Raw genomic sequence first — 14,069 nt, forward strand, 5'->3', positions numbered from 1 at the left:
CTTTATGTACAGTACATTTGCAATATAAAAACCACAAGGAATGAGTGTTGATTATGCGAGCAGACTCGCACTCCTGCCAGTCTGCTGCAAAAGAAAGGTCAGGCCTTATGGTGGAAATAATCGCTCAACCGGGAAAACATGCCGCCTTCACTGACGGATTCCAGGGTGACCAGCGGCCAGTGCGCCACCTGTTTATCCCGATCGTAAAGTTCAATTTCCCCAACCTGCTGATGGGCATTAATTGGCGCGGTCAGTTCTTTATCATTAAGGGTGTATTTTGCTTTGATATTCGGAATCTCCGCTTTTGGCAGCACCATCCAGAACTCTTGTTCGGTTCCAAGCGCAATCTTTTCTTTATCGCCATACCAGATGCGTTCTGTGCCAATCTTTTTCCCACGATGTAAAATTTGCACCGTAGTAAAGTTCTGTTGTCCCCAACGCAGTAGCTTTCTCGCCTCTTCTTCACGACCTTTTGCGCTTTCAGCCCCCATCACCACCGCAATGAGTCGACGCTGACCATCCACAGCCGAAGCAATGAGATTAAACCCGGCCCCGGAAGTATGTCCGGTTTTCAGGCCATCGACATTCATGGTTTTATCCCATAATAAGCCGTTACGGTTTTGCTGGGTGATGCCGTTCCAGGTGAGGCTTTTCTCACTGTACATATGATAAAACTCAGGTTCACCATGAATGATGGCGCGCGAAAGTACGGCTAAATCGTAGGCTGAACTATGCTGACCCGGCGCATCCAGACCATGTACCGTTTCAAAATGCGTATCCTTTAGATGCAACTTCTCGGCGTAATTGTTCATCATTTCAACAAACTGCCGTTGCCCACCAGCAATATAATCAGCCAGCGCAACACAAGCATCATTGCCGGAGTCGACAATTAATCCACGGCTTAAATCACGTACCGATACGCGATCCCCCTCTTTCAAAAACATCAGTGAAGAACCGACAAATACCGGGTTATCTTTTGCCCACGCATCACGCCCCACAGTGACAATATCGTCTGGTGTAATGCGATGACTATCGATAGCACGATCAACGACATAGCCAGTCATCAGCTTAGTCAGGCTGGCAGGATTACGTTGTTGATGCTCATTACCCGCCGTGAGGATCTGTCCGGTTGTGTAATCCATCAATACCCATGACCCCGCATGAATTTCTGGAGGCTGGGGTGAAAAAGGAATATTTTCTGCTGCAAAAGCAGACGATAAATTAAAAACGAACAAAGAAGCAGCAATAACAAGACGGCGTTTCAACAGCAAATCCTCAGGAGTTTCAAATAGCTGTTCTTTTTACGGAAATCCTGATGAACTGGCTGGAATAAAGTGCAAGAAAATGTGACATTTATCTCATTTTAATCTGACATTATCTGTTTCCACACGCTGCCAAATTGTCGCTCTAAAGCTGATTAGCGTTGTGATATTTGGTACTCTGGCATACAGCAGAAATAACGGATTTAACCTAATGATGAATGACGGTAAGCAACAATCTACCTTTTTGTTTCACGATTACGAAACCTTTGGCACGCACCCCGCGTTAGATCGCCCTGCGCAGTTTGCCGCCATTCGCACCGATAGCGAATTCAATATCATTGGCGAACCAGAAGTCTTTTACTGCAAACCTGCTGATGATTATTTACCTCAACCAGGGGCGGTGTTAATCACCGGCATCACACCGCAGGAAGCACGGGCGAAAGGAGAAAACGAAGCCGCCTTTGCCGCCCGCATCCACTCGCTTTTTACCGTACCGAAAACCTGCATTCTTGGTTACAACAATGTGCGTTTCGACGACGAAGTCACGCGCAATGTTTTTTATCGTAATTTCTACGATCCCTATGCCTGGAGCTGGCAGCATGATAACTCTCGCTGGGATCTGCTGGACGTCATGCGTGCCTGTTATGCCCTACGTCCGGAGGGGATCAACTGGCCTGAAAATGATGACGGTCTACCGAGTTTTCGTCTTGAACATTTAACCAAAGCGAATGGTATAGAGCATAGCAACGCCCACGATGCGATGGCCGATGTATACGCCACTATCGCGATGGCGAAGCTGGTGAAAACGCGTCAGCCACGCCTGTTTGATTATCTCTTTACCCATCGTAATAAGCACAAACTGATGGCATTGATTGATGTGCCACAGATGAAACCACTGGTGCACGTTTCCGGCATGTTTGGTGCGTGGCGCGGCAATACCAGTTGGGTTGCGCCGCTGGCGTGGCATCCTGAAAATCGCAATGCCGTGATTATGGTGGATTTAGCTGGAGATATTTCGCCATTACTGGAACTGGATAGCGACATGCTGCGCGAGCGTCTGTATACCGCAAAAGCCGATCTGGGCAATAACGCCGCAGTCCCGGTTAAGCTGGTGCATATTAATAAATGTCCGGTGCTGGCACAGGCGAATACACTTCGCCCGGAGGATGCCGACCGTCTGGGAATTAATCGTCAGCATTGCCTTGATAACCTGAAAATTTTGCGTGAAAACCCGCAAGTGCGCGAAAAAGTGGTGGCAATATTTGCTGAAGCCGAACCGTTTATGCCTTCAGATAACGTGGATGCCCAGCTTTATAATGGCTTTTTCAGTGACGCCGATCGCGCGGCAATGAAAATTGTGCTGGAAACCGAGCCACGTAACTTACCGGCACTGGATATCACCTTTGTCGATAAACGCATAGAGAAGCTGTTGTTCAATTATCGGGCGCGTAACTTCCCCGGCACGTTAGATTACGCCGAACAGCAACGCTGGCTGGAGCATCGCCGTCAGGTCTTCACTCCAGAGTTTTTGCAAGGCTATGCTGATGAACTGCAGATGCTGGCGCAGCAATATGCCGATGATAAAGAGAAAGTGGCACTGTTAAAGGCGCTTTGGCAGTACGCGGAAGAGATCGTCTGATACAAAAAAGCCGGAGCGTTAAACTCCGGCTTTTTGAGACTTACCGGATGATGACACCATCCGGTTTTATAAAATTATGCAACGTCTTCGTACTGCGGAACCGGGTTGCGGAAGCTCTTAGTTACGCAAGCCAGGTAAATCAGACCGATAGCCGCCCAGATCAGCCCCAGAACCATCGAGCTTTCTTCCAGGTTAACCCACAGCGCACCAACGGTCAGCGCACCACACATCGGCAGGAACAGATACTGGAAGTGATCTTTCAGCGTCTTGTTACGCTTCTCACGGATCCAGAACTGCGAGATAACCGACAGGTTAACGAAGGTGAACGCCACCAGCGCACCAAAGTTAATCAGCGCCGTTGCCATTACCAGGTCAAAGTTGATTGCCAGCAGAGCAATCGCACCAACCAGGATGATGTTCATCGCCGGAGTACGCCATTTCGGGTGTACATAACCGAAGAAACTTTTCGGGAACACGCCGTCACGCCCCATCACGTACATCAGACGCGCTACGCCTGCGTGCGCCGCCATACCAGACGCCAGTACGGTAATGGTGGAGAAGATCAGCGCGCCAACCTGGAATGCTTTACCCGCAACATACAGCATGATTTCAGGCTGTGACGCATCCGGATCTTTAAAGCGAGAGATATCCGGGAAGTACAGTTGCAGGAAGTAAGTCGCAAAGATGAAGATCATACCGCCGATCAGCGCGGTCAGGAAAATCGCACGCGGGATCACGCGCTCTGCATCTTTGGTTTCTTCCGACAGGTTGCTGATGCCGTCAAAACCGGTAAAGGAGAAGCACAGGATCGTCGCACCGGTAATCATCGGGATGACATGCGCATCGCCAGACCAGAACGGACGGGTGCTCGCCAGCGTACCAGCGCCTTCACCTTCAAATACGCCGTAGACCACCATGCCCAGAATCACCGCGATCAGCACAACCTGCAACACCACAATGACGGTGTTGAAGTTCGCTACGGATTTCAGGCTACGCAGGTTAAAGGCAGTCATAAAGGCCACCAGCGCCACCACAAACATCCACGATGGGATGGAAGGCACCAGAGCTTCAAAATAGATTTTCGCCAACAGGATGTTGATCATCGGCGCGAACAGATAGTCGAGCAGAGAAGACCAACCCACCATAAAGCCAACGGTCGGGCTAATAGATTTCTGGGCGTAAGTGTACGCAGAGCCAGCAGAAGGATAGCGGCGAACCAACTTCCCGTAGCTCAGAGCCGTGAACAGGATCGCAATCAATGCGAACGCATAGGCTGTCGGCACATGACCATCCGTGAGGCCTGAAACGATACCAAAAGTATCAAACAGCGTCATCGGCTGCATATAGGCAAGACCCATCATTACAACCGGAACTAACGTAAGCGTTTTACGCAATTCCACGCGAGAGGTGTTTGGAGTAACGTTATGCGACATGGTTATTCTCCTTTACGGTGATAACCGTCGCGTAAGCAAAAAATTGCCCCATTTTTTTGGATTCCTCAGCGACAACAACTGTCGATTTTTAGTAAATATCTATCCGGTACGAAGCCCGGCCTCTTGGTATGAATGATTGGTTTGAAGCAAAAAATAACCGACGCGGATAAAACGTCGGTTTTTAGTCATTTTTTGACAGCGGCGCATTGTGCCTAAATGGGGGGTAAATGACAAGAGAATGAGGGGCTTGACAGATGATTTTTTATTTAAATGGCTGATTTTCCGTCACCAGATTTTGCATAAACACCGGCGATAGCACTATTTGCTAAAATCTCGTCTCGCCACCACGCACTGGCAAGCCCTGCGGTTTGTTCGTTCCAGCCAATCCAGACAGGTTCAAAGAGGGTTTGCGCGACCACTTTCTTCTCGATTAACGCACCACTATCAAGAAAGCGTTGCGCCAGATAACGGGGTAAATAACCACAACCAAGACCACTGATTTGCAGCTCCAGCTTGGTTTTAAAATCAAATACGGTAATGGCTTCTTGTTCATCAAGTATTTGTGAAGCTGTAGACGCGGCTGCCTGCGCAGTGTCACCGACGACTATCGCCCGATATCGTTTAATGATTCGTCGATTTAACGGTTCTTCTTCCAGCGCTAACGGATGATGGGGTGCCACAACGAACACTTGCTCCAGATCACCCAGACGAGAAAAACCAAATTCGCTGGAAGATGGCGGCTCGTGCATAGCGCCGACAATAATATCTGCCCGGCTCTGGGTCAGCGCCTCCCAGGAACCACCGAGCACGCCATTGATAAATTTCAACCGCGTTACACTGTGATGTTGATAAAAGAGTTCAATAAGTGGCGCAAGCAGAGAAAAAGGAAAGGTGTCATCAACCCCGATAATCAGCTCGTTCTCCCAGCCTTCGTGAAGTTTTATTGCCTGTTTTTCCAGCTCATGAACAGTGTGAAGAATTTCCCGCCCTTTCTCTAATAACATTTTTCCGGTGCGGGTGAATTTAGCGCGGTGACCGCTGCGATCAAGCAATTGAATATTAAGATCACTTTCCAGCTTATGAACGGTGTAACTCAGCGCAGACGGCGTCTTGTACAGTTTGGCTGACGCCGCCGCAAAACTGCCCTCTTTTTCTAAGGCATCGAGGATCATCAACACATCCAGCAGTGGTTTCATACACGCCCCCCTTGCGGTGTATGCGGCATTCTGCTGGCGTGATGCTTTACTCCAGCGGCATTACCAGTGGATCGGGATACTGGTATTCAAATCCCAATTCATTACAGATCCGGCTGCCATCAATAATTTTACCTTTGCCGCTGTCCAGGCTGTTTCTGAACTGCGGAGGTTCCAGCCCCAGTAAACGGGCCATCTGCGGATAGAAAACATTACGCGCAGGGTGAGCTGGCGCACATATATTATAGATGTGTCCGCCTTTAGGTGCCTGTAACAACAGAGTGATAGCGCCAATAACATCTTCCAGGTGAACTAAATTGACACCATGTTCACCGTCTGGCGCAGTTTTTCCGGCAAAGAAGCGCCCTGGATGACGCCCCGGCCCCACCAGGCCAGCAAGACGCAAAATATCGACCAAAGTACCAGGTAAATTGTGCAGCCAGTCTTCGAGTTCTTTTAACACTCGTCCACTGTTGGTCACGGGATTGCGTGGTGTGGTTTCTTTTACTATGCCTTGCGTATCGCCATAGACAGAGGTTGAACTGGTGAAAATAATGCGGGGAATATGGTGAGCCAGCGCGCTGTCTACCAGCTCTTGCACTGCCTGCAAATAGAACTCGTCGCCAGGACCGCTGCGTCGCGCCGGAAGCGTAATGACCAACGCATCAGCATCCATCAGGGCATCCAGATCGTCAGAATCGCAAACTAACTCGGGATCCATGCGAAGCGTATAGCTATCAATCCCACTCATTCGGGCCGCTTCGACGCCATCTTGTGTGGTTTTACTCCCGGTGACTTGCCAGCCCCGCGCTGAAAGTGACATCGCCAGCGGCATACCTAACCACCCTAACCCGACAATTGCGACCTTTTTCATCCGTTTTCTCCTGATACACCTTAGATCTATAAGGCTACGCCAGCGTATCAAAACTGACAATTCATTCTATGAATGAATCGAATCTGTTAGCAAATGTACAATTGCCTGATGCGCTCCGCTTATCAGGCCTACAAAAACACCAATATATTGAATTTAGGCAACATTTGTAGGCCTGATAAGGCGTTCACGCCGCATCCGGCATGAACAAAGGCCACTTTAGTTACAGAACACAATGTTCTTGAGGGTTTTAAAACATGTTTTCACGATTACTTTTTTTAACGTAGTCACTCTTAACGCCCTTCTTTCCCTGCTCATTCATTAAACAAATCTATCACCGCAAAATATATAAAAAAGCCCTTGCTTTCTATCGTGAAAGTGGTTTAGGTTAAAAGGCATCAGTTGAATAAACATTCACAGAGATTTTTATGACACGCGTTCAATTTAAACACCACCATCATCACCATCATCCTGACTAGTCTTTCAGGCGATGTGTGCTGGAAGACATTCAGATCTTCCAGTGGTGCATGAACGCATGAGAAAGCCCCCGGAAGATCACCTTCCGGGGGCTTTTTTATTGCGCGGTTGATAACGATTCAGACAGGTTAAAAGAGGAATAAGAAAATGACAGACAACACTCGTTTACGCATAGCTATGCAAAAATCCGGCCGTTTAAGTGATGATTCACGCGAATTGCTGGCGCGCTGCGGCATTAAAATTAATCTTCACACCCAGCGCCTGATCGCGATGGCAGAAAACATGCCGATTGATATTCTGCGCGTGCGTGACGACGACATTCCCGGTCTGGTAATGGATGGCGTGGTAGACCTCGGGATCATCGGTGAGAACGTACTGGAAGAAGAGTTGCTCAACCGCCGCGCCCAGGGTGAAGATCCGCGCTACTTTACCCTGCGCCGTCTTGATTTCGGTGGCTGTCGCCTTTCACTGGCAACGCCCGTTGATGAAGCCTGGGACGGCCCGCTCTCCTTAAACGGTAAACGTATCGCCACCTCTTATCCTCACTTGCTCAAGCGTTATCTCGACCAGAAAGGTATCTCTTTCAAATCCTGCTTATTGAACGGTTCTGTCGAAGTTGCCCCGCGCGCCGGACTGGCGGATGCGATTTGCGATCTGGTTTCCACCGGTGCCACCCTGGAAGCCAACGGCCTGCGCGAAGTGGAAGTTATCTACCGCTCGAAAGCCTGCCTGATCCAGCGCGATGGTGAAATGGAAGAATCCAAACAGCAACTAATCGACAAGCTACTGACCCGTATTCAGGGCGTAATTCAGGCGCGTGAATCGAAATACATCATGATGCATGCACCAACCGAGCGTCTGGATGATGTCATCGCCCTGCTGCCAGGTGCCGAACGACCAACCATTCTGCCGCTGGCGGGTGATCAACAACGCGTCGCCATGCACATGGTGAGTAGCGAAACCCTGTTCTGGGAAACGATGGAAAAACTGAAGGAACTGGGCGCGAGTTCGATTCTGGTTCTGCCAATTGAGAAGATGATGGAGTAATAGCCATGAGCTTTAACACAATCATTGACTGGAATAACTGTACTGCGGAGCAACAACGCCAACTGTTAATGCGCCCGGCGATCTCCGCCTCTGAAAGCATCACCCGTATCGTCCGTGAAATTTTAGATAACGTGAAAGCACGCGGCGATGACGCCTTACGGGAATACAGCGCGAAGTTTGATAAAACCAAGGTTACCGCGCTGAAAGTGTCTGCTGAAGAAATCGCCGCAGCCTGCGAACGCCTGAGCGACGACCTGAAACAGGCGATGGCGGTAGCAGTAAAGAACATTGAAACCTTCCACAATGCGCAAAAACTGCCGACGGTAGATGTCGAAACCCAGCCAGGCGTACGTTGCCAGCAGGTCACCCGCCCGGTAGCCTCAGTGGGTTTGTATATTCCTGGCGGCTCTGCCCCACTCTTCTCAACCGTATTAATGCTGGCGACTCCAGCACGTATTGCAGGTTGTAATAAAGTGGTGCTGTGCTCACCGCCGCCGATTGCCGATGAGATCCTCTACGCGGCGCAACTGTGCGGCGTGCAGGATGTATTTAACGTCGGCGGCGCACAGGCCATTGCCGCGCTGGCCTTTGGTACTGAATCCGTGCCGAAAGTGGACAAAATTTTCGGACCGGGTAACGCCTTTGTGACTGAAGCGAAACGTCAGGTGAGCCAGCGTCTGGACGGTGCAGCAATCGATATGCCCGCAGGCCCGTCGGAAGTGCTGGTGATTGCCGATAGCGGCGCAACGCCGGACTTCGTAGCTTCAGATTTGCTCTCTCAGGCTGAGCACGGCCCGGATTCACAGGTGATCTTACTGACGCCCGACGCCGATATGGCACGCCGCGTTGCCGAAGCTGTAGAACGTCAACTTGCAGAGTTACCGCGTGCTGAAACTGCACGCCAGGCACTGCTCACCAGCCGCCTGATTGTGACCAACGATTTAGCGCAGTGCGTGACAATCTCCAATCAGTACGGCCCGGAACACCTGATTATTCAAACCCGCAACGCCCGCGAACTGGTCGATAGCATCACCAGCGCCGGTTCGGTATTTCTTGGTGACTGGTCACCGGAATCGGCAGGTGACTACGCCTCCGGCACCAACCACGTTCTACCGACTTACGGTTACACCGCCACCTGTTCCAGCCTCGGACTGGCGGATTTCCAGAAGCGCATGACCGTGCAGGAATTGTCGAAAGAGGGTTTCTCTGCGTTGGCTTCGACCATTGAAACGCTGGCTACCGCCGAACGCCTGACAGCCCACAAAAATGCCGTGACTTTACGTGTCAACGCCCTTAAGGAGCAAGCATGAGCACCGTGACTATTACCGATTTAGCGCGTGAAAACGTCCGCAACCTGACACCATATCAGTCAGCGCGCCGACTGGGCGGTAACGGCGATGTCTGGCTGAACGCCAACGAATATCCTACAGCCGTGGAGTTTCAGCTCACTCAGCAAACGCTCAACCGCTATCCGGAATGTCAGCCAAAAGCGGTTATTGAAAATTACGCGCAATATGCTGGCGTAAAACCGGAACAAGTGCTGGTCAGCCGCGGCGCAGACGAAGGCATTGAACTACTGATTCGCGCCTTTTGTGAACCGGGTAAAGATGCCATCCTCTATTGCCCGCCAACGTACGGCATGTATAGCGTCAGCGCCGAAACCATTGGCGTCGAGTGTCGCACGGTGCCGACGCTGGAAAACTGGCAACTGGACTTGCAGGGGATTTCCGACAAGCTGGACGGCGTGAAAGTGGTTTATGTTTGCAGCCCTAACAACCCGACCGGGCAACTGATCAATCCGCAAGATTTTCGCACTCTGCTGGAGTTAACCCGCGGAAAAGCCATTGTGGTTGCCGATGAAGCCTATATTGAGTTTTGCCCGCAGGCATCGCTGGCGGGCTGGCTGGCGGAATATCCGCACCTGGCTATTTTGCGCACCCTTTCGAAAGCTTTTGCTCTGGCGGGTCTCCGTTGTGGGTTTACGCTGGCAAACGAAGAAGTCATCAACCTGCTGATGAAAGTGATCGCCCCCTACCCACTCTCAACGCCGGTTGCCGACATTGCGTCCCAGGCGTTAAGCCCGCAAGGGATCGTCGCCATGCGCGAACGAGTGGCGCAAATTATTGCAGAACGCGAATACCTGATTGCCGCACTGAAAGAGATCCCCTGCGTGGAGCAGGTTTTCGACTCCGAAACCAACTACATTCTGGCACGCTTTAAAGCCTCCAGCGCAGTGTTTAAATCTTTGTGGGATCAGGGCATTATCTTACGTGATCAGAATAAACAACCCTCTTTAAGCGGCTGCCTGCGAATTACCGTCGGAACCCGTGAAGAAAGCCAGCGCGTCATTGACGCCTTACGTGCGGAGCAAGTTTGATGAGTCAGAAGTATCTTTTTATCGATCGCGATGGAACCCTGATTAGCGAGCCGCCGAGTGATTTTCAGGTGGACCGTTTTGACAAACTCGCCTTTGAACCGGGCGTGATCCCGGAACTGCTGAAGCTGCAAAAAGCAGGCTATAAGCTGGTGATGATCACCAACCAGGATGGTCTTGGAACACAACGTTTCCCGCAGGCGGATTTCGATGGCCCGCACAATCTGATGATGCAGATCTTTACCTCGCAAGGCGTGCAGTTTGATGAAGTGCTGATTTGCCCGCACCTGCCCGACGATGAATGTGACTGCCGCAAGCCGAAGGTAAAACTGGTGGAGCGTTATCTCGCTGAGCAGGCGATGGATCGCGCCAGCAGTTACGTGATTGGCGATCGTGCGACCGATATTCAACTTGCTGAAAACATGGGTATTAATGGTTTACGCTACAACCGCGAAACCCTGAACTGGCCGATGATTGGTGAGCAACTCACTAAACGCGATCGTTATGCCCACGTAGTGCGCAACACTAAAGAGACACAGATTGACGTTCAGGTATGGCTGGATCGCGAAGGTGGCAGCAAGATTAACACTGGTGTTGGTTTCTTTGATCACATGCTGGATCAGATTGCCACCCACGGCGGTTTCCGTATGGAAATCAACGTTAAAGGCGATCTCTATATTGACGATCACCACACCGTCGAAGATACCGGACTGGCGCTGGGCGAAGCGTTAAAAATTGCCCTTGGCGACAAACGCGGCATCTGCCGGTTTGGTTTTGTCTTGCCGATGGATGAATGCCTCGCACGCTGCGCGCTGGATATCTCTGGTCGCCCGCACCTGGAATATAAAGCTGAGTTTACCTACCAGCGCGTGGGCGATCTCAGCACCGAAATGATCGAACACTTCTTCCGTTCACTCTCTTACACCATGGGAGTGACCCTGCACCTGAAAACCAAAGGTAAAAACGATCACCACCGTGTGGAGAGTCTGTTCAAAGCCTTTGGTCGCACCCTGCGCCAGGCCATCCGCGTGGAAGGCGACACCCTGCCCTCGTCGAAAGGAGTGCTGTAATGAACGTGGTGATCCTTGATACCGGCTGCGCCAACCTGAACTCGGTGAAGTCTGCCATTGCGCGTCACGGCTATGAACCAAAGGTCAGCCGTGACCCGGACGTCGTGTTGCTGGCCGATAAACTGTTTTTACCCGGCGTTGGCACCGCGCAAGCGGCGATGGACCAGGTACGTGAGCGCGAACTGTTTGATCTCATCAAAGCCTGTACTCAACCGGTGCTGGGCATCTGTTTAGGAATGCAACTGCTGGGGCGACGCAGCGAAGAGAGCAACGGCATCGATTTGCTGGGCATCATCGACGAAGATGTACCGAAAATGACCGACTTTGGTCTGCCATTGCCGCATATGGGCTGGAACCGCGTTTACCCACAGGCTGGCAACCGCCTGTTTCAGGGGATTGAAGACGGCGCGTACTTTTACTTTGTTCACAGCTACGCCATGCCGGTCAATCCGTGGACCATCGCCCAGTGCAACTACGGCGAACCGTTCACCGCGGCGGTACAAAAAGATAACTTCTATGGCGTGCAGTTCCACCCGGAACGCTCCGGTGCCGCTGGCGCTAAGTTGCTGAAAAACTTCCTGGAGATGTGATGATTATTCCGGCATTAGATTTAATCGACGGCACCGTGGTGCGTCTCCATCAGGGCGATTACGGCAAGCAGCGTGATTATGGCAACGACCCGCTGCCGCGCTTACAGGATTACGCCGCCCAAGGTGCTGAAGTGCTGCACCTGGTGGATCTGACCGGGGCAAAAGATCCGGCTAAACGTCAAATCCCGCTGATTAAAACCCTGGTCGCGGGCGTTAACGTTCCGGTGCAGGTTGGCGGCGGCGTGCGTAGCGAAGAAGACGTGGCGGCGTTACTGGAAGCAGGCGTTGCGCGCGTGGTGGTTGGCTCCACCGCGGTGAAGTCACCAGAAATGGTGAAAGGCTGGTTTGAACGTTTTGGTGCCGATGCGTTAGTGCTGGCGCTGGATGTCCGTATTGACGAGCAAGGCAACAAACAGGTGGCGGTCAGCGGCTGGCAAGAGAACTCGGGCGTTTCGCTGGAACAACTGGTGGAAACCTATCTGCCCGTCGGCCTGAAACATGTGCTGTGTACCGATATCTCGCGCGACGGCACGCTGGCAGGTTCTAACGTCTCTTTATATGAAGAAGTGTGCGCCAGATATCCACAGGTGGCGTTTCAGTCCTCCGGCGGTATTGGCAACATTGAAGATGTCGCGGCTCTGCGTGGCACTGGCGTGCGCGGCGTAATAGTTGGCCGGGCATTACTGGAAGGTAAATTCACCGTGAAGGAGGCCATCGCATGCTGGCAAAACGCATAATTCCGTGTCTTGACGTTCGTGATGGTCAGGTGGTGAAAGGCGTACAGTTTCGCAACCATGAAATCATTGGCGATATTGTGCCGCTGGCAAAACGCTACGCCGAAGAAGGTGCAGACGAACTGGTGTTCTACGATATCACCGCTTCCAGCGATGGCCGCGTGGTAGATAAAAGCTGGGTATCTCGCGTCGCGGAAGTGATCGATATTCCGTTCTGCGTGGCGGGTGGGATTAAGTCGCTGGATGACGCCGCGAAAATTCTTTCCTTTGGTGCGGATAAAATCTCCATCAACTCCCCTGCACTGGCCGATCCGACATTGATCACCCGTCTGGCAGATCGTTTTGGCGTGCAGTGTATTGTGGTCGGTATTGATACCTGGTACGACGCCGAAACCGGCAAATATCACGTTAATCAATATACCGGCGATGAAAGCCGTACCCGCGTTACACAGTGGGAAACGCTCGACTGGGTACAGGAAGTGCAAAAACGCGGTGCCGGAGAAATCGTCCTCAACATGATGAATCAGGACGGCGTGCGTAACGGTTACGACCTCGAACAACTGAAAAAAGTGCGTGAAGTTTGCCACGTCCCGCTGATTGCCTCCGGTGGCGCAGGCACTATGGAACACTTCCTTGAAGCCTTCCGCGATGCCGACGTTGACGGCGCGCTGGCAGCTTCCGTATTCCACAAACAAATAATCAATATTGGTGAATTAAAAGCGTACCTGGCAACACAGGGCGTGGAGATCAGGATATGTTAACAGAACAACAACGCCGCGAACTGGACTGGGAAAAAACCGACGGACTGATGCCGGTGATTGTGCAACACGCGGTATCTGGCGAAGTGTTAATGCTGGGCTACATGAACCCACAAGCGCTGGATAAAACCATCGAAAGCGGCAAAGTCACTTTTTTCTCACGCACCAAACAGCGACTGTGGACTAAAGGTGAAACGTCGGGGAACTTCCTCAACGTAGTCAGCATTGCACCGGACTGCGACAACGACACCCTGCTGGTGCTGGCGAATCCCATCGGCCCAACCTGCCACAAAGGCACCAGCAGTTGTTTTGGCGATACCGCTCACCAGTGGTTGTTTCTCTACCAGCTTGAACAACTGCTCGCTGAACGCAAATCTGCCGATCCGGAAACCTCCTACACCGCCAAACTGTATGCCAGTGGCACCAAACGCATCGCGCAGAAAGTAGGAGAAGAAGGCGTGGAAACCGCACTGGCCGCGACAGTACATGACCGCTTTGAGCTGACTAACGAGGCGTCTGACTTGATGTATCACCTGCTGGTGTTGTTGCAGGATCAGGATCTGGATTTAACGACGGTGATTGAAAACCTGCGCAAACGGCATCAGTGAGTTACGGGGTAAG

15 protein-coding genes and 1 other annotated feature are annotated in these 14,069 nt (G+C 51.6%); of the genes, 10 read left to right on the forward strand and 5 right to left on the reverse strand.

The genetic code is table 11. The annotated features are described in order from the left end of the window. Window positions 1–98: 98 nt before the first annotated feature. Window positions 99–1,265 carry a serine-type D-Ala-D-Ala carboxypeptidase DacD gene (gene dacD / locus C7B16_RS04850; protein ID WP_001516605.1) on the reverse strand — a complete coding sequence of 389 codons (1,167 nt, stop codon included), beginning with the start codon at window positions 1,263–1,265 and terminating at the stop codon, window positions 99–101. A 208-nt stretch (window positions 1,266–1,473) separates the two neighbouring features. Between dacD and sbcB the strand changes: the two genes are divergently transcribed. Then, window positions 1,474–2,901 carry an exodeoxyribonuclease I gene (gene sbcB / locus C7B16_RS04855; RefSeq protein WP_001516606.1) on the forward strand — a complete coding sequence of 476 codons (1,428 nt, stop codon included), beginning with the start codon at window positions 1,474–1,476 and terminating at the stop codon, window positions 2,899–2,901. Between the two features lie 74 nt (window positions 2,902–2,975). Here the strand turns inward: sbcB and plaP are convergent, their stop codons facing one another. From plaP to C7B16_RS04875, 4 genes are all read right to left on the reverse strand, one after another. Further along, window positions 2,976–4,334 carry a putrescine/proton symporter PlaP gene (gene plaP, locus C7B16_RS04860; RefSeq protein ID WP_000019197.1) on the reverse strand — a complete coding sequence of 453 codons (1,359 nt, stop codon included), beginning with the start codon at window positions 4,332–4,334 and terminating at the stop codon, window positions 2,976–2,978. Next, window positions 4,324–4,386 (reverse strand): membrane protein YoeI, encoded by a 63-nt coding sequence (gene yoeI, locus C7B16_RS04865; RefSeq protein WP_097433929.1) that lies wholly within the window; start codon window positions 4,384–4,386, stop codon window positions 4,324–4,326. The genes plaP and yoeI overlap by 11 nt, the downstream gene beginning before the upstream one ends. 214 nt (window positions 4,387–4,600) lie before the next feature. Beyond that, window positions 4,601–5,530, reverse strand: coding sequence for a LysR substrate-binding domain-containing protein (locus C7B16_RS04870; protein ID WP_107179420.1), 930 nt, complete (start codon window positions 5,528–5,530; stop codon window positions 4,601–4,603). A gap of 46 nt (window positions 5,531–5,576) precedes the next feature. Next, window positions 5,577–6,401 (reverse strand): SDR family oxidoreductase, encoded by an 825-nt coding sequence (locus tag C7B16_RS04875; RefSeq protein ID WP_107179421.1) that lies wholly within the window; start codon window positions 6,399–6,401, stop codon window positions 5,577–5,579. A 425-nt stretch (window positions 6,402–6,826) separates the two neighbouring features. Here C7B16_RS04875 and hisL point away from each other — a divergent pair, with 425 nt between their 5' ends. From hisL to hisIE, 9 genes are all read left to right on the forward strand, one after another. Then, window positions 6,827–6,877: a his operon leader peptide gene (gene hisL, locus C7B16_RS04880; protein ID WP_001364200.1), complete on the forward strand. Its 51-nt coding sequence runs from the start codon at window positions 6,827–6,829 to the stop codon at window positions 6,875–6,877. Then, window positions 6,853–6,976 (forward strand) — a sequence feature (His leader region). Its footprint overlaps the gene before it by 25 nt. Before the next feature lie 46 nt (window positions 6,977–7,022). After that, on the forward strand, window positions 7,023–7,922 hold the full coding sequence (hisG, locus tag C7B16_RS04890) for an ATP phosphoribosyltransferase (protein WP_000131781.1): 900 nt from the start codon (window positions 7,023–7,025) through the stop codon (window positions 7,920–7,922). 5 nt (window positions 7,923–7,927) lie between these two features. Beyond that, window positions 7,928–9,232 (forward strand): histidinol dehydrogenase, encoded by a 1,305-nt coding sequence (gene hisD, locus C7B16_RS04895; RefSeq protein ID WP_000009579.1) that lies wholly within the window; start codon window positions 7,928–7,930, stop codon window positions 9,230–9,232. Then, window positions 9,229–10,299 carry a histidinol-phosphate transaminase gene (hisC, locus tag C7B16_RS04900; RefSeq protein ID WP_107179422.1) on the forward strand — a complete coding sequence of 357 codons (1,071 nt, stop codon included), beginning with the start codon at window positions 9,229–9,231 and terminating at the stop codon, window positions 10,297–10,299. Before hisD ends, hisC begins: the two co-directional genes overlap by 4 nt. Continuing rightward, on the forward strand, window positions 10,299–11,366 hold the full coding sequence (gene hisB / locus C7B16_RS04905; RefSeq protein WP_001516610.1) for a bifunctional histidinol-phosphatase/imidazoleglycerol-phosphate dehydratase HisB: 1,068 nt from the start codon (window positions 10,299–10,301) through the stop codon (window positions 11,364–11,366). The genes hisC and hisB overlap by 1 nt, the downstream gene beginning before the upstream one ends. Next, window positions 11,366–11,956, forward strand: coding sequence for an imidazole glycerol phosphate synthase subunit HisH (hisH, locus tag C7B16_RS04910; protein WP_001103550.1), 591 nt, complete (start codon window positions 11,366–11,368; stop codon window positions 11,954–11,956). The genes hisB and hisH overlap by 1 nt, the downstream gene beginning before the upstream one ends. Further along, a complete protein-coding gene (hisA, locus tag C7B16_RS04915; protein ID WP_001516612.1) occupies window positions 11,956–12,693 on the forward strand; it encodes a 1-(5-phosphoribosyl)-5-[(5-phosphoribosylamino)methylideneamino]imidazole-4-carboxamide isomerase in 738 nt (245 codons plus the stop codon). The genes hisH and hisA overlap by 1 nt, the downstream gene beginning before the upstream one ends. Continuing rightward, a complete protein-coding gene (gene hisF / locus C7B16_RS04920; protein WP_000880156.1) occupies window positions 12,675–13,451 on the forward strand; it encodes an imidazole glycerol phosphate synthase subunit HisF in 777 nt (258 codons plus the stop codon). The genes hisA and hisF overlap by 19 nt, the downstream gene beginning before the upstream one ends. After that, window positions 13,445–14,056: a bifunctional phosphoribosyl-AMP cyclohydrolase/phosphoribosyl-ATP diphosphatase HisIE gene (gene hisIE / locus C7B16_RS04925; RefSeq protein ID WP_000954922.1), complete on the forward strand. Its 612-nt coding sequence runs from the start codon at window positions 13,445–13,447 to the stop codon at window positions 14,054–14,056. Before hisF ends, hisIE begins: the two co-directional genes overlap by 7 nt. Window positions 14,057–14,069 lie beyond the last annotated feature (13 nt).

Origin of the sequence: Escherichia sp. 20412-1, assembly GCF_003027595.1 — a bacterium.
GTDB lineage: Bacteria > Pseudomonadota > Gammaproteobacteria > Enterobacterales > Enterobacteriaceae > Escherichia > Escherichia marmotae.

What these genes read in the sequence shown, in the direction of transcription:
- hisD (WP_000009579.1), top strand. Translation starts at nt 7,928, where the DNA reads ATGAGCTTTAACACAATCATTGACTGGAATAACTGTACTGCGGAGCAA.
- hisH (WP_001103550.1), top strand. Translation starts at nt 11,366, where the DNA reads ATGAACGTGGTGATCCTTGATACCGGCTGCGCCAACCTGAACTCGGTG.
- hisG (WP_000131781.1), top strand. Translation starts at nt 7,023, where the DNA reads ATGACAGACAACACTCGTTTACGCATAGCTATGCAAAAATCCGGCCGT.
- hisF (WP_000880156.1), top strand. Translation starts at nt 12,675, where the DNA reads ATGCTGGCAAAACGCATAATTCCGTGTCTTGACGTTCGTGATGGTCAG.
- C7B16_RS04875 (WP_107179421.1), bottom strand. Translation starts at nt 6,401, where the DNA reads ATGAAAAAGGTCGCAATTGTCGGGTTAGGGTGGTTAGGTATGCCGCTG.
- sbcB (WP_001516606.1), top strand. Translation starts at nt 1,474, where the DNA reads ATGATGAATGACGGTAAGCAACAATCTACCTTTTTGTTTCACGATTAC.
- hisA (WP_001516612.1), top strand. Translation starts at nt 11,956, where the DNA reads ATGATTATTCCGGCATTAGATTTAATCGACGGCACCGTGGTGCGTCTC.
- C7B16_RS04870 (WP_107179420.1), bottom strand. Translation starts at nt 5,530, where the DNA reads ATGAAACCACTGCTGGATGTGTTGATGATCCTCGATGCCTTAGAAAAA.
- plaP (WP_000019197.1), bottom strand. Translation starts at nt 4,334, where the DNA reads ATGTCGCATAACGTTACTCCAAACACCTCTCGCGTGGAATTGCGTAAA.
- hisB (WP_001516610.1), top strand. Translation starts at nt 10,299, where the DNA reads ATGAGTCAGAAGTATCTTTTTATCGATCGCGATGGAACCCTGATTAGC.
- hisC (WP_107179422.1), top strand. Translation starts at nt 9,229, where the DNA reads ATGAGCACCGTGACTATTACCGATTTAGCGCGTGAAAACGTCCGCAAC.
- hisIE (WP_000954922.1), top strand. Translation starts at nt 13,445, where the DNA reads ATGTTAACAGAACAACAACGCCGCGAACTGGACTGGGAAAAAACCGAC.